Genomic DNA, 23412 nt, shown 5'->3' with positions numbered 1-23412 from the left:
AATGTCACAGTGGATTTTTGAGGTTTACCGGCAAAAAGAGTCACTGGTAAAGAAGACTTACACTCGAAAAACAGTCCTTGTTGCCGGTTCCAATGCACTTTTTGGCATCGACAGCCGTATGCTTGCCAAAGCCTTCGAAATGCCGGTACTCAATGACGGTGTCAATGCAGGAATTGAACTGCCCTGCATACTGCATGAAGCAAAAAAAGTCATTCGCGAAGGAGACATTGTCATCATGCCTTTGGAGTATCCTATGTACTCCTATGACGGTACTCCAGGTATGCAAATGATAGACTATATACTCTCAAGAGAACCGGAATGCTTTTTACAGCTTACACTCAAAGAACAGTTTTACATTCTGTGGCATGTGCGTTTTCAAAGACTTTGGGATGGGTATTTTCACAGCGACAGCCAGATGCCCACAACAGGGCTCTATGGCGTCCAACACATAAATGCCTATGGAGATCAGACCCATACTTCCCGCAAAGAGAGAACGGCTGCTTTTTACAAAGAGGTTCTTGGGTATGCAAAGCATCCGCAAAAGTATGGAGCAGCGTTTGACACGCAGGCACTCGGATGGAAATATTTAACTCAATTTGTCCAATGGTGCAGACAAAAAAAAGTCACAGTCGTTTTTATGCCAAGTACCTTAATGTACAACAGCACTTACCGTCAAAATCCTCAGGAACGATGGTTTTATGAACATATCGCTTCAGAGATTCGCAAACGCGGCTGGACTTTTGTCGGGAATCCTTATGATTACATGTATCCTCAGGAGATGTATTTCAATACGAATTTTCATCTCATCGACGCTGCAAGAAAAAAAAGAACTCTGCAGATGATCAAAGATTTACGCGATTGTAAGTGCCTGAATAATATTTGAAAGTCTCTCTCCCAAGTGTGAGTAGCGATGCTCTGTCCGCCATCGTTGTGCCTCCTGTTGTTTTTGCTGTATTTTCGGAGCATTTGTTTTGATTTGCTGCATCAAATGCTGTATACCTGTTGCTATCTCCTGCGGAGATGTTCCCTGCAATGTAAAAACTACATCTTTAACATCATCAAATATTTCTAAAGGTGTAACCGCTATGGGTTTTTGTGCTGCAAGACCATAACGGACAGCAGCACTTGAGGACTCTCCCGTTTCCTGATAGGCAAAAAGCAGTAAATCTGCTTTGTTGAGTTCGATCAGACTCTCTTCATCACTGAGATAGTCTGTAGTGAGTGTGATATGCTTTTGCAGATTCAGTGCAACTATTTTTTCTTCTGCTTTTTGTACCATATCATCAGATACCGGGTCAGGATATTTTGCATTAAACATCTTGAGATGGACTGCTGTACCTTGAGAACGTAAAATTTCTACAGCATCAATGAGTTCCAAAAGCCCCTTGTGCGGAAGAAAAAAGCCATACGATGCAAGTGTGAAAACGCTGTTTTTTGTAACTTTTTTCGGAGGTGTAAAATCTAAAACACCATGAGGGAACAAGGCAACATTTTCAACCAGTCCATAGGCTTTTAAGCGATTCAAATCTTTGTAGGAGTGCACAAGAATTCTTGCACACTTTTTAAAGCCCGGTACAAGCTGTGAAAGTTTTTTATGCGGGGTAATCGCAGCATCCTGTGTGGCATGCAGCATCATTATAATCTTTATGCCCTGCTGTGTCTGTTCTTCTATAAAACTGTTTAGGCTGCTAAAATTAAAAAAACTGTAGTTAAACTGTATAACAATCGCATCGGGCTTCATTTCATTTACTTTTGCTGAAAGGGTTTGCAGTGTTTGCTCCTCTCCCAATGCAAAACATCTCTGTACATTTGGTTTGTCTTGTGAAAGTGTTGTCTGTACATAGTTACACAACACCTCCACCTCTGCATTTTGCATATTTTCAATAAGGTGTTGGGAATATGTCGCTATACCGCATTTTGTATTGTAAGAACTTATCCATGCTATTTTCAATTTTTTTTCTTCTTTGTCTGTTTGTGTTGCCAGTGCCATATCAACCAAACGCTCTGTTACATGTAACCATGTAGCATTGTTTAACAAAAACTCTTTTGCTTTGCCTGTTTTTTGCAACCTTTTTTGAAGGGGTGTCTCATAAACTTCTTGCATCAATTGTGCCAAATGTGCCTGTGACGGCTCTGCCCATACGGAATCAAAAAGTTTAAAGTGTGTTTTTGCAGGAGCAAATGCGTACTCTATGAGCCAAGCGGTCTCATGCGAACAAAAATCAAGCTGTCCTCCCCACTCTGTTGTAATCACTGCCAGATCCAAAAGCATCGCTTCTGCTAGAGGAACACCGAAACCTTCTGCTCTGCTTGGCGCAACCAATACATCACACTGTTTATAAAGTGCTTTGAGCCGTTCTTCACTCAGGTCCTCTTCAATAATGAGAATATCGGGATATGCACTGTTTTGTTCTTTTGCCTCTTGGAGCCACTTATGAACTTCATTGTGCGGATTTGGAAATGTTTTAATAATAAGTAAAACATCCTCTTTGTCTGTAAAAGCATCTCCGTATGCTTTTAATAAAACATCAACTCCTTTTCTGGGAAAACAGGACGATACATGTAAGAAACGAAAACTGTGTTTGTCATCTAAAACATAACCTGTATCTGTCCCTACTCGCAACCAGTGGTCAACCCCGCAGCCGGAAGTGATAAGCGGTACTTTTACGCCGTTGTCAATCATAATTTTTTCAACATGTTTTGAAAGACAGGTCATACTGTGAAGATGCGTGTTAAACTCTTTGACCCACTCCTGTGGGAATGCTGACTCTTCCCATGCATAGTGATGGAGCATGTTTTTTTTTGCCTGCATATCTGCCACTCTTGGCGGGTAGAGATTACGGCTTACGACATCGACTGACTGCACCCCAAAGTGCGATTCTCTTTCGTACATCTCTTTAATATCCTGGTTTTCTCTTAAGAAATTTTCATCCGGTAAAAAATCACCGGGACCTTCTGTAGAGTGAAGTATAACGGTATGTCCGAGCTCATCCAAAGCTCGTGCTGTTTCACGGTTGAGCAGTGCCAAACTGTAGCTACTGTCAAAAGGACCTTCTACCCGCCATTTTAAAGGTTGTGAAAAATCTGCATATGCCTGGAGTCTCTGAATAGTCTTTTCGTTATTTGCTATGATGTTTGCAATATGTACCAAATCATTTTCTGTGAGTTTTTCTGTTTTTTGCAGCAGTGCTGTTTTTTGTATCAGTTTGTCTGTATTTGCTTTAAAATTTTGTGTCTCTTTTTGTGCAACTGCTCTGTCCTGTAAAGCCTGGAGTGTTGCCTTTGCACTCTTTTTCCATGTGAATTTTTTTGCATGCACCTTTGCATGTTTTTTCAAAGAATGCCAAAAATCTTTTTCAGTGATGACTTCTTCTATTTTGCTGGCAATACTTTTTGCATTGTAGGGATCAAAAAGAGCATCGTCTCTGCCTATCACTTCAGGAATACTTGTCGTGTCAGAACCGATAGTTGCCGCACCGCAGGACATAGCTTCAAGCGCCGGCAAACCAAAACCTTCATGAAAAGAGGGAAATACAAACAAAGTACATGAAGAGTAGAGATGTATCAACTCCTCATCCGGTATGTAATCCGTTAAAATACATTCTTCGGGTTGCAGACGAAATTTTTTTATGGCAGATACAAGCTGATTTTTCTTTTCCTCGTTGAGTTTACATACCAAAACAAGCTGTAACTTTTCTCTTATGTCCGGTTTGAGCAGAGAAAAGGCTTCTATAAGTCCTTCAAAGTTTTTTCTCTGCTCATAGGCACTTGTATAAAGCAGAAACTCTTTTGTAATGTTGAATTTTTTTCTGAGATTTTTCTGCTCTTTTTGTGCTTGAAACAGCTCTGCATCGACTGCTGAGGAGATGTTTATAATTTTGTCTGCGTCAATTTGTAAATATTGCACTGCCTCTTGTTTTGCAGACTCAGAAATGGCAAGCAGCAGATCTGCTTGTTTCAGAGACTCTATCTTATTGTAATACCACTCTTTTAAGGGTGCAAAAGAGAGATATTTTTCTTTGAGTATATGAGGTATCAAATCATACAGAACTACCGCAGTGGGAATATGGCAAAACTGACCTACAGAAGTAACAGAGTTGTCCATCGCCCCTTCAAAAAGACTTGTAAGCAGTAGAAAATCCGGGTTTAAATCTGCAATGAGTTTTTCTCTGCACAGCTGAGAAACTGCAACACCTAAAGCGTTTTCTTCTGAGAGGGCATGCCCTTTGTATGCATCAAAAACAACAAAATGATGTTTAGGCAATAAATTTTCAAACTGCTTAATAACCGGTTCAACAGTTTCCAAAAAGAGTCCGTTAAGCAGCAAAAAAATTTCATCTTCACTGTTTTCTTTCAGTATTGCCTCTGTAAGAGCACTCACATATCTCCCGATGCCTCTTGAAGCACTCAGGTTTTGCATTCCTTGAATATCTATGACAATACGCATCAGTTTATACCTTCATTCTTTTTTATACTCTCTTGCAATTGTCTATATATCTGTTTGGCACGGGGAGAGTTGAGTTGTCTGTTCTCCTGCAGATCTGTTTTTGTTTGTTTGGTTTGCGGCATTATGAGTCTTAGAATCAACATATTCAGTTTTGGATACTTTGTTAAAATATATACACTAATTTTTTTCAGTTTTGGCTGTGATGCTATTTTATATTTCAGACTGAGCAAAACTTTTTTGACTACTCTTCTTGGACGACTTGTCGGAGAAAATGTTACCCAATGGCGTACACCTGTAAGAAACCAACGTATAAAACTGGTCACTTCTCGCAATGGTTTTGTAATTTTCCATGATTTGCTGTTAAGTATGGCGTAGTAATTTTGTTCCGCCTGTGTCGCTTTCGCCTCCGCCTGTGTCGCTTTCGCCTCCGCCTGTGTCGCTTTCGCCTCCGCCTGTGTCGCTTTCGCCTCCGCCTGTGTCGCTTTCGCCTCAATCTTTTCTAAACGGTGTTCAAATTTTGCTGAAAGTACACTTAAAGGCAGTCCGTATTCCTGCGTAAACAGGGCATGAAACCTTTCCAACAGTTCCGGTTTTGCGAATTTTTGCGCTATAACTGCATAATCAGGGCTGACTCCTTCCAAAACATCTGACAAGGTTATATTTTCTTTTTTTGCCAATTGCGAAGCTTCTTGAAGTCTGAGAATTTTCACTCTTTCATACTTGTAAAATTTTGCTGAAAATGCAAGCAGATTTGCCGGAATGGGTTTTGTATGTGTCGGATCAAGATAAAAATTTTCTGTTGCTACTTTTATATTTTCCGGATTTGGTGTTTCCAAGATAAGCAATCCGGCCGGCTTAAGTACTCTTTTGGCCTCTTTTATAAAAGTTTGCAAATCTTCAAATGATATATGTTCTACAACATGAAAAGCACTTACAAGCATCAAACTCTCATCTTGTTGTTTTTTAAGCAGCTCTATACCGTCTGCACACTCTACATGTAACGAACGCCGGGAACATTCATGAAGCATCCCCTCATCAAGGTCAACCCCTTTTGCGATTACATCATTTTCCCTAAGAAGCTCCAGCCATTCACCTCTGCCACAGCCTATATCAAGAACTGTTGCATTTGGATACATCTCTTTTAGTTTTGTTACAAAAGGCAAATAAACACTTACTCTCTTTTTTATCAGTTCTCTTGAACCTCTGTGCGCATCTTCAAATGCTTTATAAAAATTGTTACTCGACATGAAAAACCTCTACTTTTGGATCAAGCCAGGATGAACCGATAAACTCTTCTTTTGATGCATTAAGAACATGAAAAATAACGGCTTGATCTTTCCATTGGTAATTTTTTACAACATGTGTGTTGTCGGCATGCAGTGCTATGGCAACTGAATAGGAACCCACTCCAAGATTCATATTAAAAATAAAAGAGACAAGGTAGTGTTCCCCTTTGTGTGGTTTTTTTATCTCTTTTTTATAATGATGGGTATTTGTTCCAAAAATCGGCTGCCCCAGTCTGTCTTTTATCATAAAACCGACTGTCATTTCTTCTATGTCAACCAAAGTTTCACATGCAATTTCAAGCGTCACTGCTTCACCGACACTAATGTACTCCACCGGCTCTTTTTTTGTGTTGAAAAAACCTGCACTTATAAGTTTTGCTTCACCTGTTCCGGAAGTTGTTTCCACTCTTCCATCTTCTCTTTTAATCTGCTTGAGCATACTGTTTTCTTTTTCTGCGATAAGCGCATTGTAGTAATCCATCACTTCTTCAGGATTTCCGCTCTTTACAATGCTTCCTTTTTCAAGTAAAACAGCCTTATCACAAATAGCCTGCACAGTTCCCTTGTCATGTGAAACCAAAAGCAGGGTTGTACCTTCTTGCCGGAACTGCCGTATGCGTGAAAAACTTTTATGCTGAAAATAGGCATCTCCGACAGAAAGAGCTTCATCAACAATCAAAATTTCCGGACGGTACATTGTTGCCACGCTAAAAGCCAGACGCATTTGCATACCGCTTGAATAGGTTCGCACAGGCTGGTCAAAATATACCCCGATTTCTGCAAAAGCTTCTATCTCATGCATAACTGCATTGATTTGTTGGCGTGTAAAGCCCATGAGTCCTGCTGAATGATAAACATTTTGACGACCTGTCAAATCGGGCTGAAATCCCATTCCAAGCTCTAAAATTGCTGATATGCGTCCATGTATATGAACAGTTCCTTCTGTCTGTTTCAGAGTTCCTGTGATAATCTTGAGAAGTGTACTTTTTCCTGCACCGTTTTGCCCGACTATTGCTACTGCCTCTCCATGCCCGACAGTGAATGAAACATCATGCAAAACTGTTCTCTCATGTGCCGGCTTATAATGTACGCCAAACCATGAAGCAATACGATGCAACTCCGAACTGTACTCTTTGAAAGATTTTGAGATATTGCATATTTCCAATAAACTACTCATAACACATCCGTCATCTCTTCTCTTGCTCTGTAAAAAAGAAGCATTGCCAAAAAGAGGCTGCAAAGTGCAAAAACTGCAGGATAGAACAAATGTCCGAAATTTGGCGCCTTGTCATACAAAAGGATATTTTGGAATCCCTCCACTATGCCTGTCATCGGATTGAGCATGAAAAGGGTATGGTATTTTTGCGGCACAATAGATGTCATATAAACAATAGGTGTCAGCCAAAACCAAAACTGCATCACGACCTCCATAATCTGCCCTATATCTCTGATAAAGACATTCAAAACTCCAAGAAACAATCCTATCCCTGTTGCCAATACAAGCGTGATTCCTATAAGCAGGGGCAACCAGTAGAGTGCATGATACGGCAAATGTCCTAAAAAAGCAAAAACTACAAACATCACAAGCATAAAAAGTATAAAGTTTATCAATGCTATACCAATGGCAATCAGAACCAAAGAAAGTTTAGGAAAGGCCATCTTTTTCAACAGATTTGCATTGTTAATAAAGACATTCAAAGAGCGTGTCAAAATATCTGAAAAAAGTGTCCATGCCAATATACCTGAAAGAATATAAATAGGATATGCATACTGTGTTTGGACTTCGGGCAGTTTTGCTTTCATGATTTGAGAAAGGATCAAAGCATATACCAATACCTGTGCCAAAGGATGAATAACCATCCAGAAGCCTCCTATTTTACTTCTGGCAAAACGGGTTTTGAACTCTGTTTTTATGGAAGAGACAATAAAAAACCTATATGCCCACAGGGCAAGCAGCATTTGCTTCATTTACACTCTTTTGTAATCATCTTCAATACGGATAATATCATCCTCACCCGTATACTCACCTACCTGTGCCTCTATAATGACAACATCAACCTTTCCTCTGTTTTCCAGACGATGAATCTCTCCCATTTTAATATAGGTACTTTCATTTGCACGTATCTCTTCTACCTTTTGCCCGACAGTGACCGTTGCAATCCCGCTCAAAACTATCCAGTGTTCACTTCGGTGAAGATGTTTTTGCAGACTCAGCCTTTTACCGGGCTTAACAACTATTGTCTTTATTTTATATCCTTCTGCCTGTTCCAGAACTGTATATGTTCCCCATGGTCTGTGCGTTGTAACATGTGTATGTGGAAGTTCACTCTCACGTACATGTAACTCTTTGACAATAGTTTTAATCTTTTCTGAGTTGCCTCTTTTTGTAATAAGAAGTGCGTCTGCCGTATCTACAACAATGAGATCTTGCACATCTACCAAAGAGATCAGTCTCGAAGCTGTATGAACAAAGTTGTTTTGGGCATGAAGTGTCAGAAGGTTTTCTGTTTTTGTATTCCCCTGTTCATCTTTTTCAAACTCTTCAGCCAAAGCATCAAAACTTCCCAAATCTGACCAGTCTATATCGGATTTGACTACTTTTACTTTTGTGCTTTTTTCCATAACCGCATAATCAATACTCTCTTCAGGTATGCTCTGCATATCTTCAAGTTTGATTTTATTTGTAGTGTTTTGTATTATTCTGTTTTGAAAAGCTTTTTGTGCAGTCTCGTATATCTGCGGGGCATATTTTTTCAACTCTTCCAAAAAGAGACCGGCTTTAAAACAAAACATTCCGCTGTTCCAGTAAAAACATCCCTGCCTGAGATACTCTTTTGCTCTTTGTGCATCTGGTTTCTCATGAAATGCTTTGACATTGTCTCCGTCTGCTTCTATGTAGCCGTAACCTGTCTCAGCAAATTTTGCTTCTATACCAAACGTAACTAAAAAATCCTGTTCTGCGAGATTTTTTGCCTGATGCAATACACGCAAATACTCTTCCTGATTTTTAATAAGATGGTCAGAAGGTGTTACAAGAACAATTTCATCGGCATCCAGTCCAAAACAGGAAAGTGCTATGGCGGGAGCAGTATTTTTGCCAACAGATTCAAGAATATATTCATTTTCTCTTTCGTATGCAATCTCTTCAAGCTGATCGAGCGCCAGAAAATATTGATCTTGGTTTGACACAACAATGCGTCTCTCGCAAAGTGATGAATTTCGTTTGACCGTCAGTTGGAAAAGTGATTTTTTATGAAAAAGTTTTACAAACTGTTTTGGTAAAAGAGATCGGCTCAGGGGCCAGAGTCTTGTTCCATTTCCGCCACATAAGATGATGTTTATCAATAGCTTTCCTTCTTTCTAGCATAAATGTTTCATATTTTATCGCATAAAGTATAAAAAGATGATTTAGTAATGCCTTATTTATATGCAAGAAATGTTTTATATAAAGCATTATAAAAAGATTTCCATGTTTTTTGTTTAAAATTATGTTGTATATATTCTTTTCTTTTTCTGTAATCCTCTGTGTTTTCACAATAATGTGAAAGAACAAGACCTAACTCTTCTCTGTTCTCATACAGTATATAGTCGGCAAACTCTCGTCCAACCTCAACCATTGAACTGTTTTTTGAAACAATTGTAATGTTTCCGTAATGCAGGGACTCAACAACAGGAAGCCCATAACCTTCATATTTGGAAAGATATGTTACCAAAAAAGCATTCCTGTAAAAATGTTTCAATGTTCCATCGTCAATATTTTGCAACCAGAAAAATCGTTTATTTTTCAAGGGGTGCTGTTGTATTTTTTCTACCAAATCCTCTACTTTCCAGCCCTCTTTTCCGACAAATACAAGGAAAAGCTCTTTGTATGTCTGTGCGAGAGAGGTAAAAACATCCAAAACTTCTTCATGGTTTTTCCTCGGTTCAAGTGTTCCGACAAAAAGTATATATTTTGACTGTAGCAGCGTTTTATATTTTTTCGGTGTGACAGACAAAGGTTTCTTGCAAAAATCAGAGCCTAAAGAAACAACCTGCACAGGTATATCTCTGTAAAATCTTTCTTTTTGTTTGAATTGCAAAAAATCTTCTTTTGCACTTGTTGAGTCACAAAAAACATAATCACTGTAGCGAAAAACTGCAGATAAATAAGGAAAGAAGTTTTTTTTTGTCTCTTCGTAAGCATATTGTGGAAAGAGAATTGGCGTCAAATCATAAATAAAATTAAAAATTAAAAAATTCTTCTCCTTAAGTTTTTTGTAAAGGCTCTCTCTTTTAACAGGCATATTCCAGGCAGAATCTATATCAAAAAAGATTTTTTTGTTTGCTTGATCATAGTCAAATATATCATACAGCACTGCTCTTTGAAAGATATAGTTTTTTGTATTTTCCAAAAAATGTTTCACTTCATCATTATCCAGAAGTATTACACTTTGTTCTCTCTCTTTCCACAAAAAAATTTTAATTTTTATCTTGTTCTGTCCCAATACACCTTTTAAAAATTCTTTAAGGGTTCTTTGTATTCCTGTGCTGGCTCTTGTCTGTTCAAACTGTGTTATATCAACATATAAAGTAATTCTTTGCATGTGAAACTTTACACTAAATACCTTTAAAGTGTATAATATACAATGCAAACAGTTATCTACTCCATTTTGTCTGTTTATGTTTTCATCGTGATGGGATACATCGCCAAACGCAGCTTTAAAGAACAGATAGACGAAAGAACCATTACACTGTTAAATGTCTATTTTCTTCAGGTTTTTTTGACTTTTTGGGGGCTTTTGCTGCATCCTGTAGATATTACCCTGCTCTATGCCCCTGCTGTCTATCTTGTCATTGTTGTGCTTGTGCTTGTGTTGTCTGCTCTTTTTGCCGTAAAACTGTTTGCAGACAAAAAAGAGTACTCCATTGCCATGGTTGCTTCCGTCATAGGCAACACAGGCAATCTCGGCATCCCTTTAAACATAGCTATTTTCGGGGAAGCTTCCATTCCCTACACAACGGTTGTCAACCTTGTGAATGTTTTTGTTGTCTACACTGTAGGGGTTTATTTTTATTCGCGCGGGAATTTTGATGCCAAAACATCCCTGAAAAACATCTTCAAACTCCCTATTCTCTGGGCAGCAATCATTGCCATTGTACTCAGTGTCAATCATTATACACCCTCGGATGCCGTTATGAATATGCTGATGATGGGTGCCTATGCTTCCATGACCATGCAGCTGTTTTTGTTTGGCATCTACATGTATGACATTAAAATACGCTCAATCAACAAAAAACTCATTGGCTGGGTTATGTCACTCAAATTTGTCCTGCTGCCGCTTGTCGCTTTTGTCATTTTATACAATATCGATTTGGCACCGATGATAAAAGGCATTATATTTATAGAACTGCTGATGCCGCTCGCCGTTGCCAATGTCAACCTGGCTTCACTCTATGATTGTCAACCCAAACTTGTGACGGCTTTGGTGTTTTTCTCTTCTGTTTTATTTTTGGGGGTTGTCTTTTTTGGTGTTTCCATACTCAAATATCTTTAACGATGAGAGCCAAGGCTCTTGATGTGCTGATATAAAGACCGTGCATTGCCTCAGACATTAAAAACTCACGTATACTCGAATGCAAAACAGCCAATTAGTTTCATCTCTTCATTGATTGCATTAAAAAAAGCTACTTTAAAAAATTAATTTTTAAAACGCTGGAAACTTTTAAGCAAAAAATATTACACTCCGGGCATGAATAAAGAACTCCAGACACTGTTTCACTACCATGAAACAACCAAACACTCCCAAAAAAGATATGCAAAATCTTTAGGTTATATGGACTGGGCGACACAGCCTGATCCTTTTCGTATGTATCAGGGGACAAAGAGCATAGCACTTGCATTGAGTTTTGACAATCCCACACCGCCCTATTCTCTTTTGGATGAGGAATTACCCTCTGCACCACTGATGTTAGAGTCCCTGTCTCAACTCTTGCAGTTTTCTATGGGCATTGCCGCATGGAAAAGTTCCGGCGGCAGTTCCTGGGCTGTACGGTGTAATGCCTCAAGCGGAAACCTGCATCCCACAGAGGCCTATCTTGTCTTGCCTCCGATATCGGAAAATACAAAAAGCACCGTAGCCCATTATGCGCCAAAAAACCATTCTTTGGAAATTCTGACTGAGTTTGAGAGTGATTTTTTTGACACCCTCCCCAAAGAGAGTTTTGTTGTTGCACTTTCAAGCATTGCCTGGCGTGAAGCATGGAAGTACGGAGAGCGTGCCTTTCGTTATGTCCAACTCGATGCGGGACATGCCTGGCAGGCACTTGCAGTATCTGCAAAAATGCTTGGCTGGAAGATTACAAGAGTTGAGAGTGTCAGTGATGCGCAAATAGCGAAAATCATCGGGCTTGACCAAAAAAACAGATTTTTTGAAGAGGAAAAGCCTGATATGCTTTTGATTGTTTCCAAAGAAGAGATTTCCCCAGGCCTGGATGTTGCACCGCTGACAGACGCGCTTGTAAACAAATATGAAGGCACAGCAAACAAGCTCAGCCCTTCAGTATATGAGTGGAAGATTATAGATGAAGTTGAAAAAGCAACTTCAGTGATGCAGATTCCACAGGCACAGACAGACAGATGCAAGATTGCAAGAGAGCCGAGCCGTGAGTCAAAAGAGGTTGTACTGGGCAGAAGAAGTGTCCATGTAATGGATAAAGAAAAATCCAAAATTTCCAAAAAACAGTTTCATACACTTCTAAAGTCGGTAGACTGCTCACTTGACGGCAAAGCCAATGCCGCCCACCTGGCAATATTTGTTCACCGGGTAGAAGAGTATGCCCAGGGACTCTACTTACATGTAAGAAACCAAAAAGATTTAGAACATTTCAAAAAAGAGTTTCATGATACATTTCTTTGGAAAAAAACAGACTTTGAAAACCTCTATCTATTGGAAACAGCTGATTTTACCAAAGCTTCCAAAATCATAAGCTGCAACCAGGATATAGCCAGTGACGGGGCTTTCTCTCTGGGGATGATATGCAGATACTCCGAAGAACTGCTTGCCTTTAATGCCCACAGATACAAAGAACTCTACTGGGAGTGCGGCATGATAGGACAGCAGCTCTATCTTGAAGCCACATCACTCGGACTCTCCGGCACAGGCATCGGCTGCTTTTTGGATGATCTGATGAATGTCAATGTATTGGGACTCAAAAACAATCTCTACCAGAGTCTCTACCATTTTACGGTAGGCCGCGGTTATGTTGACTCCAGAATAGAGACAAAACCGGCGTATTGAAATTTTACTGTATTTTGTTTTAATATGTTTTAAGTGGATCTTCCCTATAATTGCTTTTTTTAATGGTAAACGCTAAAACGATGAGGAGAGCGGGAAAATGAAATTTTTATTTGTAATAGGTTTTTGTACAGCACTTTTTTCCCAGGAGCTCCATTCTCTGCTTGATGCCTACAAAAAAGAGTCTGATCTCTCAAAAGTAACAAAAAGAGACACCTCGGGGTTTCTTGAGATATATACAAGAGAAGACCTTGAAAGAATGCAGGCACATAACCTTCTGGATGTTTTAAAAACAGTACCGGGTCTCTATCTCAAGAGAGGGGCAAACAACCTGACACTTTTTACAACGGCCTCTGCCCAGAGTACACCTGTCACTTTTTCAAGAATTTACATCAATGACCATGATATGACATCCAGCTCTTTTGGAAGCGGGTTTTTAATCTGGGGCGAGATGTCTATAGAGTATATTGACCACATAGAAATTTACAAAGCAACCTCTTCCATGGAGTTTGGAAATGAAAATGCTTCAATCATTGTCAAACTCTACACAAAAGATGCGGCGCGTGACAACGGTTCAAAAGTAAGGATGATAGGCGATTCGCGAGGAGGTTATGATGCCAACATCTATACAACCGACATCACAAAAAACGGTATAAGCTATTTTGCTTATGCCAACAGTGACAATATACGCAGAAAAACGTATCATAACACCTATAACAACAAAACATATGATTTTAAAAGTGATAAAAAAGGGTACAATCTTTACGGCTCTCTCGGCTATAAAGATTATAAACTGGAATTTGGAAAATATTATAAAAAAAATGACAGTTTTATAGGGATAGGAACACACAAAACACCCGAGGGAGGAGGACTTGATGCCCAACAGTTATACATACATCTTACAAAAAAATTTCCCAAGAGACTCAAACTGCAAATCTCCTACGACAACCTTGAATACAACAGACAATACAATGATGAAAACGGCATACGCATTGCCAATGCCCCTCTCATCAATAGCTACAATATAAAATTTAATGATGACATCTTTTCTGTCATTTTGGAAAAAAAGTTTCAAAACGATGCCAATACTCTTTTTATAGGATCTTTTTACAAATATAAAGCTTTTACGGCCAAAGGCGACTATTATGACACCGCTTTGACATACAGACACCAAAACCAACTCTCAAACAGCCTGAATCTGGTTTCTCTCTATGCAGAAGACACCTATGCAGTCAACGATACCACGCATATTTTGGCTTCTGTGAAAGGAGATTTTTTTCGTTATCAAAAAGATGTAAAATCGCAGAATGAATACCTTGCAAAAATCGGTTTTGTCAAAGCCGCAGGAAGGGCCCGATTTAAATTTTCATACAGTAAAACATACATTCCCCTTGCTTTTTATCAACTCTACAATCCCCAAAATATTCCATACAGGGCAAATCCTCAACTTAATGCGCCAAAAATGGATCTCTTTACAACAGGAGTCTATTATCAGGATCACTCCAAAAAGCATAAATTCTCCCTGGAATTTGTTCATGCCACGCTCAAAGATACACTTGTTTATGATCCGAGCACGGTATATGGCTGGGTAAACAGCAAGGAGGACATATACAAAGAGCTCCTGGAAATGGGTTACAGATATAAGTTTGATCTTGACAATAAAATTGTATGCAATATTGACTTTGGGCGAAACAGTAAAGATACAAACTTTTCACCTGCTTTTGAAACAACAATCCGTGCTTACAACAGGTACAAAAAATTTGATTTTTACAATGAACTGATTTATCGGAGTTCTTATACACTTTACAATATATATACAAAAGCCAGTCTTGACTTTACCTCTGCTGTAAAATACAACTACTCAAACGATTTTTCTGTAGGCCTCCGTGGTGAAAACATATTAAACCGCGGCTTTGCTTTGCCATACAGAGGGGTATCCTACGCGATTCCTGTGACTGACCAGAAATTTTTTCTGAATGTGGAGTACACATTTTAATGATGAAAAAATACCTTTTACTTTTCCTGTTTTTAACAGAGCTTTTATCAGCTTCGCAAATTGAATATGAATTGAAGATATATCAGACAATTTTTCAGGCGCTTTTTCCGGGCAAAAATGTTGTATATGTATGGAGTGACTCACAGACAACAAACAGAATTTTTACAAAAACAAGAGATATACAACTGGTCACAGCACCTGTGCAGGCAGATATATTACTGTTAGGTACAGGTGAAAATACCAGCAACCTGAATGGTTTGAAATTTGCCACAAACTATAAAACATTCAAAAAATACAAAAAGAGTCTTATCGGTGGTTTTTATTGGCAAAAAGGGCGTCCGAACATTATTTTTATAAAACGAAATTTGGAAAAATATCATATAACGCTTCCAAAATCAATGTCTGAATATATTGAGGACTATTGATGAAAAATTTAGCAAAAATATATTTTTTTATTTTTATTTTAATCGCTGTTGGTATCGGATATCTCTATTTTTCGCTGCAGCATACGACACAAAAATTATCTGCAAACGTCAACAGACTCTTTATACAGCAGGCAAACGAATTTGCAAAAAACATATCCCGTGAGATAACACAGCAGCTGCCGCAAGATGAAAATTTTTTTGATGCACTTTTTGAGGGAGAGTATCTCAGAGAAGAGTTGGAACGGGAAATAAGCCTGATTGCAACAGATACTTACAAATATGTTTTTGTGCTATACAGAGATGAAACGGGAACCTACAGATATCTCCTCGACGGCAGCAAAAAGGACAAAGGTGAATTTGGAGAGAAACTGCATGTAAACAAAGAGATATGGGATCAGGTCTGGAAAAATGCCCGCAGTCATGTTTTTTATCACAAACAAGTGGAAACTCTTTGGGTTACCTATCTTTATCCTGTTGTAATAGACGGAAAAACGCAAGCGATCATTGCCATAGATTTTTCAAACAATATAGAAAAACAGATACATGAAGCACTGTTACCGCTGAAGACAATCCTTTTTTCAATTTTTGCCGCTATTTTTCTCATGTTTATTGTCATACTGCTGCAACTCTATTTTACTTATAAAACAAAAAAAGAAAATCTTACAGATCCGCTTACCGGAGCATACAACAGAAACTATTTACGGGAATTTTTAAACAATGTACAGATAGAAAACTATAAAATACTGATGGTGGATATAGATCACTTTAAGCAGGTCAATGATACATACGGGCACCAGACAGGGGATAAAATACTTCAGGAAGTCTCCAAAATTATAAAAAATACAATCCGCGATGAAGACAGGCTCATCCGTTTTGGCGGTGAAGAGTTTATCATATTTATCAAAAAAAGCAGAGGTCTGGCTTCTGAATGCAAGGTTGCACAGAGAATCAGAGAAAATATTGCTGCTACAAATTTTCATTATAACAACCAGGATCTTCGCATCACTGTTTCCATAGGCGTTACATGTAGACCGCAAACATTTAAAACGGTAAGTGATGCCATCAAACATGCAGACGAAATGCTCTATGTCGCCAAAAGAGACGGGCGTAACCAAGTTGTATTAGATGCTGTAAATAGGCAAAAAGAAGCAGGAAAACAGAAACTCCTTCCGGTGTATGAGGTACAAGAAGCAATAGAAGAGGGAAGAGTTGTTTGCTATTATCAACCTATTTTCCATATAAAAAGCAGAAAAATTCATAAATACGAAGCACTTGTGAGAATTCAAAACAGAGACGGCAGTATTACTCCCCCGATGGAATTTTTGCCGGTTGTCATGCATACAAACATATACAATTTACTGACAAAAACTATCTTAGGCATTGTTTTTGAAAAAATCAAAGAAAACAGAGTTTCTATAAGTATCAATCTAAACTTTTCGGATATTATTGACAAAAATATATTTTCACTGATTCTCAATGAATTGGAACAAAACAAAGAATATGCCCACTGGCTTATTATAGAGTTACTGGAGTATGAACCACTCGATAATTCAAGTGAAATATTTATAAAAAACCTGCAAAACATTAAAGCCTGCGGTGTAAAAATAGCTATAGATGATTTTGGAAGCGGATTTGCCAACTATACACTGTTTCAGTCACTGCCGATAGACATTGTCAAAATAGATGCCTCTATTATCAAAAATATAGATACATCAAACATCTCTAAATCAATTACAGAGTCTATTCTCACTCTGACAAACGCACTCAACATTGAAACTGTGGCTGAATTTGTCCATTCGCAAAGTGTTTTAAAAACCCTTGAAGATATGAATATTGATTATGCGCAGGGATATTATCTGGGCAAGCCCGAAGCGACAATCAGTATTTTATAAATTTTCAGTTCAAATTAAAATTTTTTCTCCCCCGATATAAAAAAGATGTGATGATTGTGATATAATTATTACATGAATAAAATATTAGATTTTTTTATCCTGGAAAAAGAGAGTGATTTTTGTAACAGACGTTCTGTTGTTATAAAATTTGCCTTGATTGCCACTATTGTTCTCTTTTCACTTTTTGCCTGTATCAACCTTTTCATTGGGCAGTACTGGGCAGCGATTATAGACTCCGTCTCTGCCGTAGTCAGCATACTCTCTTATATTTATATGCAAAAAACGGGCAATATTCTTCTGTCTGTCCGTATAGTGACTTTCAATGTTGTTGTCTTTTTTCTTGTTTTTGCATATATTTCACAGGCCTCTCATTTCTCTTTAATCTGGACTATTTTTGTTCCTGTTTTTGCCATTATCAGTAACGGCAAAAAAGCCGGATTGTATTTTTCACTCCTGTTTTATACCTTTCTTTTTGCTCTTTCCTACCATTACATCAATGTATGGAATGGAGGAGAGTGGCACTTTACAGACTGGGTACGACTGGTCCTTGCTTCTACAATTCTCACGCTTTGTATGTATATTTATGAAGCCCTTTTGGATGCGGCACAACAGGACTTACAGCTTGCGAGAGCCAAAGAGCGCCAAAGAAGCGAAGAGCTGCATCAGCAGTCTGTTACCGATCAGCTCACCGGTTTGTACAACAGAAGATATTATGACAATATGATCAACAAACTCTCTTTTTTGGCAAAACGCCAGGATCTTTATATCACTTTTTTTATTTTGGATATTGATTATTTTAAATACTATAATGATTATTACGGGCATATAAAAGGTGATGAAACGCTCATACAGGTAGCAAATGTACTCCGAGAACACATACAAAGAGGCGATGATTTTGTTTTCAGGCTCGGAGGGGAAGAGTTTGCGGGTATCATTCTTTCAAACGAAAAAGAAAAAACACATCAGTGGGTATCTCAACTCACTGCAATTATAGAAAATCTGAAAATAGAGCACAAAGCCTCTGAAATATCAGATTTTTTGACTGTAAGTATAGGAATCGCCACCCTTGAGCATCTTGATGGTGATAAAAATATTGATTTACTCTATAAATATGCCGACAAGGCTCTGTATGCCGCCAAATACGGCGGCCGCAACAGAAGCCTGGTCAGTCAGGATTCGTAAAGTCTATTTGATTTTTTCCAGTATGGCATCTACTGTAAAACCAAATTTCTCAAACAGTTCTTTTGCCGGTGCTGATGCGCCAAAAGTATCCATGCCGATGACTTCATCCGCCAAACGGTACCATTCCAGTCCGCGCGCCGCTTCAATGGCTACTTTTTTTGTATCCGGAAGAATAATTTCATCGATATAGTCCTGATCCTGTTCTATAAACAAATCATAGCACGGAACAGAAACAACATTGGCAAAAAGACCTTTTTCATTCAGTGCCTCTTTTGTTTTGAGTGCCAGTTCCACTTCGCTTCCTGAAGCAATAAGCGTCAGCGAAGCATTTTCATCACTTGCCAGCAGATACCCTCCGCGGCTTATTTCCCCTTTTAGCGGAGCAGGGACAATAGCGAGACCCTGGCGGGAACATACAAAAGCAGACGGAGATTTTTTCATTGTCAATGCTGTTTTCCATGCTGCAACATTTTCAGCACCGTCAGCCGGACGCCACACATAAAAGTTCGGCAGGGCACGGAACTGTGAAAGATGCTCGATCGGTTCATGTGTCGGGCCGTCTTCTCCAACACCGATACTGTCATGCGTCCATACAAAGAACTGCTGAATGCCTGTCAGTGCCGCAATCCTTGCAGCAGGCTTGAGGTAATCCGAAAATACAAAGAACGTTGAAGTAAACGGCATGAGCGGACCATACAATGCCATTGCATTGGCAATAGCCGCCATCGCATGCTCGCGAATACCAAAATAGATATTTTTTCCTTTTGGAAAAACACCCATATCATTCAAATATGTTTTGTTTGAAGGACTTAAATCCGCCGAACCGCCGATAAAACCGGGAATCGCTTTGGCTATGGCATTGAGAATTTTTCCATTTGTATTTCTTGTTGCATCGGCTTTTTCAAAAACCGGCCATTGTATTCTTGAAAAGTCATGATTCAGGAGTGCCTCAAGTGCTTCATTCTGTTCCATTAAAGGAGCAGTTTTAAGCGAATGTATCCACTCGCGTTCTGCCAGATCACCCGCTTCAACGGCACATCGAAAACGTACCATCACATCCTCAGGCACAAAGAATTTCTTCTCCGGATCAAATCCTGCACCTCTTTTGGCATCTGCAATCACATCTTCACCAAGCGGTGCCCCGTGAGCATGATGAGAACCTTCAAGAGGACCTGCTCCCTTGGCTATAATAGTATTTGCAATGATAAGGACCGGTCTGTCTGCTTTTTTTGCCTGAGCAATTGTTGCGTCTATCTCATCATAGTCATGCCCGTTACACTCAAGTACTTCCCAGCACTGCGATTCAAAACGTGCTCGGATATCTTCACTGATACTTAAGTCAGTATTACCCTCAATAGTTATACGGTTTGAGTCATAAATAAGAATAAGATTGTCCAGTTTGTTGTGTCCGGCAAGAGAACATGCCTCATAAGAGATACCCTCTTCCAGGTCACCGTCTCCGCACAGACAGTAGACAGTGTGATCAATCAGTTTCGCTGTATCCGAATTCACCTGTGCACCGACATATTTTGATGCCATAGAAAAACCTACCGCATTGGCGATTCCCTGCCCCAGCGGACCGGTTGTGATTTCTATGCCTTCAGTGTATCCGTATTCAGGATGTCCCGGTGTTTTTGAATCAAGCTGACGAAACTGCTTTAAATCATCAAGCGTCAAGCCATATCCCCAAAGATAATAGAGCGAGTAGATAAGCCCTGTTGCATGCCCGCCTGAAAAGACAAGTCTGTCACGGTTCAGCCATGAAGGATTTTTAGGGTTATGCTTGAGATGTTCACTCAAAACCACTGCAATATCGGCCAATCCCATAGGCGCGCCCGGATGACCCGAATTTGCTTTTTGTACCATATCTGCTGCTAAAAATCTTATCGTATTCGCCATCTTTTGACGCATTGCATTTTCATTCATTTTTATTCCTTGTGCCTGTTTATGTATTTTGTTAATAAAGGTGACAACTCGCCTGACAAGCTCTCATCAAAATTACACATTTCACTGTTGAGCTCATCTGCCAAAGCATCTGCCTCTCTTACTGCCGTTTGCAGTCCAAGTATCGTTACGAAACTGTTTTTCTCTTCATCATTGTTTGTCAGCTTTCCTGCTTCGTCTGAACTTTGTGTGACATCCAAAATATCATCCTGAATTTGAAACAGCAATCCGAGTTTAATCCCAAAATCATACAACTTTTCTGCCATATCATCACGCCCGACAATAACAGCGCCCATCTTCAAAGAGGCGGCAATGAGTTTTGCTGTTTTGTTGGTATGCAAGATCTTAATCTCTTCTATCTTCAAAGGCTTGTTTTCAAAATAACAGTCTATAGCCTGTCCCAGCACCATGCCGCCCAGTCCTCCGTTGCTTGCAAGCTCACGAATCAGTTTTACCCGTATTTCATCAGAAAAAGGAGCATTGGACAAAAACTCGAAGGCATAGGTGTTTAAAGCATCCCCCGCCAATATTGCCGTTACTTCATCGAAGCTTACATGTAAAGTCGGATGTCCGCGGCGCAGTGGAGAATTATCCATAGCCGGCAGATCATCATGAATAAGCGAATAAGTATGTAAAAATTCTATAGCCAGGGCTGCATGGTTTGCAGATTCAAGCATGAGAGGGTTGTAGGCTTTGACAACACCCAGCAGCAATGCAGGACGAAATCTTTTTCCGCCTGCTTTGAGCATATCTTGCAAAGCACGCTCATATGTAGGATGAATACTTTGTGATGTCGGTAAGTTGTCTAATAAAAATTGTTCGAAGTTTTGCATGTGAAATTGTATTGTTTTTCTACTTAATCTTTACAAAAAACTGAAAGTTATTGCGTTCAAATAACAAAGAAGAGCAGTCTTTAAAGTTTTCTATATATTTTCGCAGTTCTTCCTGGTTCTTTACAGTGATGCCGTTCACCTGTATGAGTCTGTCTCCACTCTTGAGTCCATAGTTTTTAAAGGCTTTTTTTAACCGGCTTACATGTAAACCCTCATCAAAATAGATCCCTTTTTGTTCCAAGAAGGTATCACTCAAAAAACCGCCGCCGTATCTTTGCCTGCTCTGCACTTCAAAAGTCAGCAACGTTCCTCCACGCTTTATCTGCACCGTGTGTTTAACTCCCAAAGAGCCAAAAAGAACTTTTCTCATAAATGATGCGGCATTTTTCACTTTTTTGTTGTCGTAATACAGTATACAGTCACCTTTTTTAAAAGGATTGTCCGGCATATAGGGATCACTTGCAATGACGACTACTGATCTGTTTGCATCATTTACACGAACACCGATGTCAGCATAACGGACCTTTTCTGTTTTGAGAAAATACTGCAGATACTCTTTTTCTATCACCCCTTTTTTACTGACAACAGCTTCCAAAGAGCAGCAGCTGCTGCTGATGATAGCCGGCAAAGAAAGTTTTTGACTGTATTTTCCAAAAAAGTCGAGTCCTACCTGATGTACCAGCATACTTCCTTCTTTGGCTTCCTCGGCATTGACTATAGCAGTTCCAAGCTGTAAACGCATATTCAGATCATACGGATAGGCAAAAGAGGTTTTCTCTTCGATAAGATACAGAGACAAAAAGGGGTCATGTTTTAAAATTTTTGATTGGGGTTTTTGTCGGGAAAAGACAATACGGTGATTTTTTTCGACAGGAATAAAAAGTGCCCTGCCATGTATTATTTTTGCATCTTTTGCTTTTTTGACACAAAAATCATACCCGCCTTTACAGGCATAAACATTAAAAAAGAAAAGATGCAGTATGAGAAACAGGCGAAGCACCTATTTGAGCCCGCCAAACATACTCAAAGCACTGTTTTGTTGATTTTGTTGTACCATTTTATTTGCATCATTGATGGCGCCTATAAGTAAAATCTGCAGGGAGTCTTTGTCGCTTAAGAGCTCTTCATCAATATTAAGATCAATGACTTCGCCGTTGCCGTTGAGGGTGAGTTCAATCATCCCTCCACCGCTTTTGACACTAAAAGTTTTATTTGCCAGCTCTTCTTGAAGTTTTGCAGCATTTTCCTGCATTCCTTCAAGGAGTTTGCCCATATCGCCAAGATTACCAAACACTATGACATCTCACATTCATCATTAAATCTCATCGTGAATAGCGTCGATGTTATTGTCATCATCCAAAATAACAACTTTTGGTTTGTAGCTTTCAAGTTCTTTTTCGTCATAAGTACCGTAGGCTACAATGATAACCTTGTCGCCTTTGTGTACTTTTCTTGCTGCTGCACCATTTAAGCAAATGTCACGTTTTCCTCTTTCGCCTAGAATGATATAGGTAGAAAATCGCTCACCATTGTTAATATTAAGGATTTCTACCTTTTGTCCGACTCTCATCTTGGCAGCTTCTAAAAGTTCTTCATCTATGGTAATCGAGCCAACATAGTTCAAATTAGCATCAGTTACAGTGGCACGGTGTATTTTGCTGTACAACATTTCCATTAACATGACTGTTTTCCTACATTCCCATCTGTTTTTTTGCATCAGCAGGAGATATAGGCTCATCCCACATTTCAGAATCAATTACATATTCTTCAACAACTTTTCCGCCGATTATATGTTCTTCTATAATACGGTCAATTTTTTCCTTGTTTAGGCCTACATACATAGTATGTCCCGGCTCTACTAACATAACAGGACCTGCCGAACAACGGTTAAGACATGAAGTGCGCACGATTGGTGCTGTCATCATAATCCCTTCTTTCATCAGTTTTTGGGCCGTGTATTGAAACAGGTCCTGCGTCTCTGGTGTAACACATGATGGTTTTGGCATACCCGGAGGAGCAGACTGCTCACACTTGAAGATATAAAATGCCGGTTGTGGAATTCCCATTGAAATAATCCTTAATTTTTTCGCAATTATATCGAAAATTTGCATCTGTTTTCTAATAAAGTGAAAT

Annotated in this window: 20 protein-coding genes; 7 read left to right on the top strand and 13 right to left on the bottom strand. The window is 39.2% G+C overall.

Features of this window, described 5'->3' with window-relative positions:
* The first annotated feature begins 1 nt into the window (after position 1).
* Positions 2-883, top strand: a complete 882-nt coding sequence (locus MNY28_RS06100) for a hypothetical protein (RefSeq protein WP_346389219.1) — start codon at positions 2-4, stop codon at positions 881-883.
* Here MNY28_RS06100 and MNY28_RS06095 read toward each other — a convergent pair.
* The 6 genes from MNY28_RS06095 to MNY28_RS06070 all read right to left on the bottom strand — a co-directional run bounded on the left by MNY28_RS06095 (position 851) and on the right by MNY28_RS06070 (position 10316).
* Positions 851-4447: a glycosyltransferase gene (locus MNY28_RS06095; RefSeq protein WP_346389218.1), complete on the bottom strand. Its 3597-nt coding sequence runs from the start codon at positions 4445-4447 to the stop codon at positions 851-853. The two genes, MNY28_RS06100 and MNY28_RS06095, sit on opposite strands and share 33 nt — an antisense overlap.
* The gene (locus tag MNY28_RS06090) at positions 4447-5694 is read right to left on the bottom strand and encodes a methyltransferase domain-containing protein (RefSeq protein ID WP_346389217.1); all 1248 of its coding nucleotides are present in this window, start codon (positions 5692-5694) and stop codon (positions 4447-4449) included. The genes MNY28_RS06095 and MNY28_RS06090 overlap by 1 nt, the downstream gene beginning before the upstream one ends.
* Entirely contained in the window at positions 5684-6910 is a 1227-nt protein-coding gene (locus tag MNY28_RS06085; RefSeq protein WP_346389216.1) for an ABC transporter ATP-binding protein, read from the bottom strand. The genes MNY28_RS06090 and MNY28_RS06085 overlap by 11 nt, the downstream gene beginning before the upstream one ends.
* Positions 6907-7701, bottom strand: coding sequence for an ABC transporter permease (locus tag MNY28_RS06080; RefSeq protein WP_346389215.1), 795 nt, complete (start codon positions 7699-7701; stop codon positions 6907-6909). The genes MNY28_RS06085 and MNY28_RS06080 overlap by 4 nt, the downstream gene beginning before the upstream one ends.
* Positions 7702-9078, bottom strand: a complete 1377-nt coding sequence (locus MNY28_RS06075; protein ID WP_346389214.1) for a mannose-1-phosphate guanylyltransferase/mannose-6-phosphate isomerase — start codon at positions 9076-9078, stop codon at positions 7702-7704. It abuts the gene before it with no gap.
* Positions 9079-9152: 74 nt separating this feature from the next.
* Positions 9153-10316: a glycosyltransferase family 1 protein gene (locus MNY28_RS06070; RefSeq protein ID WP_346389213.1), complete on the bottom strand. Its 1164-nt coding sequence runs from the start codon at positions 10314-10316 to the stop codon at positions 9153-9155.
* Positions 10317-10358: 42 nt separating this feature from the next.
* Here MNY28_RS06070 and MNY28_RS06065 point away from each other — a divergent pair, with 42 nt between their 5' ends.
* Positions 10359-11267 (top strand): AEC family transporter, encoded by a 909-nt coding sequence (locus MNY28_RS06065; protein WP_346389212.1) that lies wholly within the window; start codon positions 10359-10361, stop codon positions 11265-11267.
* Here MNY28_RS06065 and MNY28_RS06060 read toward each other — a convergent pair.
* Positions 11254-11313 carry a hypothetical protein gene (locus MNY28_RS06060; RefSeq protein ID WP_346389567.1) on the bottom strand — a complete coding sequence of 20 codons (60 nt, stop codon included), beginning with the start codon at positions 11311-11313 and terminating at the stop codon, positions 11254-11256. The two genes, MNY28_RS06065 and MNY28_RS06060, sit on opposite strands and share 14 nt — an antisense overlap.
* Positions 11314-11462: 149 nt before the next feature.
* On the opposite strand from MNY28_RS06060, the gene MNY28_RS06055 reads away from it, so the two are divergent.
* The 5 genes from MNY28_RS06055 (at position 11463) to MNY28_RS06035 (ending at position 18502) form a co-directional block, all read left to right on the top strand.
* Positions 11463-13010 (top strand): SagB/ThcOx family dehydrogenase, encoded by a 1548-nt coding sequence (locus tag MNY28_RS06055; RefSeq protein WP_346389211.1) that lies wholly within the window; start codon positions 11463-11465, stop codon positions 13008-13010.
* Positions 13011-13107: 97 nt separating this feature from the next.
* Positions 13108-15003, top strand: coding sequence for a TonB-dependent receptor plug domain-containing protein (locus MNY28_RS06050; RefSeq protein WP_346389210.1), 1896 nt, complete (start codon positions 13108-13110; stop codon positions 15001-15003).
* Positions 15003-15428, top strand: coding sequence for a hypothetical protein (locus tag MNY28_RS06045; protein WP_346389209.1), 426 nt, complete (start codon positions 15003-15005; stop codon positions 15426-15428). The genes MNY28_RS06050 and MNY28_RS06045 overlap by 1 nt, the downstream gene beginning before the upstream one ends.
* Positions 15428-17320, top strand: coding sequence for a bifunctional diguanylate cyclase/phosphodiesterase (locus MNY28_RS06040; protein WP_346389208.1), 1893 nt, complete (start codon positions 15428-15430; stop codon positions 17318-17320). Before MNY28_RS06045 ends, MNY28_RS06040 begins: the two co-directional genes overlap by 1 nt.
* 72 nt (positions 17321-17392) lie before the next feature.
* The gene (locus MNY28_RS06035) at positions 17393-18502 is read left to right on the top strand and encodes a GGDEF domain-containing protein (protein ID WP_346389207.1); all 1110 of its coding nucleotides are present in this window, start codon (positions 17393-17395) and stop codon (positions 18500-18502) included.
* 3 nt (positions 18503-18505) lie between these two features.
* Here MNY28_RS06035 and tkt read toward each other — a convergent pair whose 3' ends face one another.
* From tkt to MNY28_RS06005, 6 genes are read right to left on the bottom strand one after another with little or no spacing between them, the layout of a single operon-like run.
* Positions 18506-20428, bottom strand: a complete 1923-nt coding sequence (gene tkt / locus MNY28_RS06030; RefSeq protein WP_346389206.1) for a transketolase — start codon at positions 20426-20428, stop codon at positions 18506-18508.
* A gap of 2 nt (positions 20429-20430) precedes the next feature.
* Positions 20431-21279, bottom strand: coding sequence for a polyprenyl synthetase family protein (locus MNY28_RS06025; RefSeq protein ID WP_346389205.1), 849 nt, complete (start codon positions 21277-21279; stop codon positions 20431-20433).
* Positions 21280-21298: 19 nt separating this feature from the next.
* Complete coding sequence (locus tag MNY28_RS06020) at positions 21299-22279, bottom strand: PDZ domain-containing protein (protein ID WP_346389204.1); 981 nt, start codon at positions 22277-22279, stop codon at positions 21299-21301.
* A complete protein-coding gene (locus MNY28_RS06015) occupies positions 22280-22573 on the bottom strand; it encodes a YbaB/EbfC family nucleoid-associated protein (RefSeq protein ID WP_346389203.1) in 294 nt (97 codons plus the stop codon). It abuts the gene before it with no gap.
* A gap of 21 nt (positions 22574-22594) precedes the next feature.
* Positions 22595-22960 carry an aspartate 1-decarboxylase gene (gene panD / locus MNY28_RS06010; RefSeq protein ID WP_151901213.1) on the bottom strand — a complete coding sequence of 122 codons (366 nt, stop codon included), beginning with the start codon at positions 22958-22960 and terminating at the stop codon, positions 22595-22597.
* A 10-nt stretch (positions 22961-22970) separates the two neighbouring features.
* Positions 22971-23345: a (2Fe-2S) ferredoxin domain-containing protein gene (locus MNY28_RS06005; protein WP_151901214.1), complete on the bottom strand. Its 375-nt coding sequence runs from the start codon at positions 23343-23345 to the stop codon at positions 22971-22973.
* Positions 23346-23412 lie beyond the last annotated feature (67 nt).

This window comes from Sulfurimonas sp. NWX367, from assembly GCF_039667065.1.
Lineage (GTDB): Bacteria > Campylobacterota > Campylobacteria > Campylobacterales > Sulfurimonadaceae > Sulfurimonas > Sulfurimonas hydrogeniphila.
Note: the sequence above shows the minus strand (reverse complement) of the source record. Positions and strands in the feature narration are given on the sequence as shown.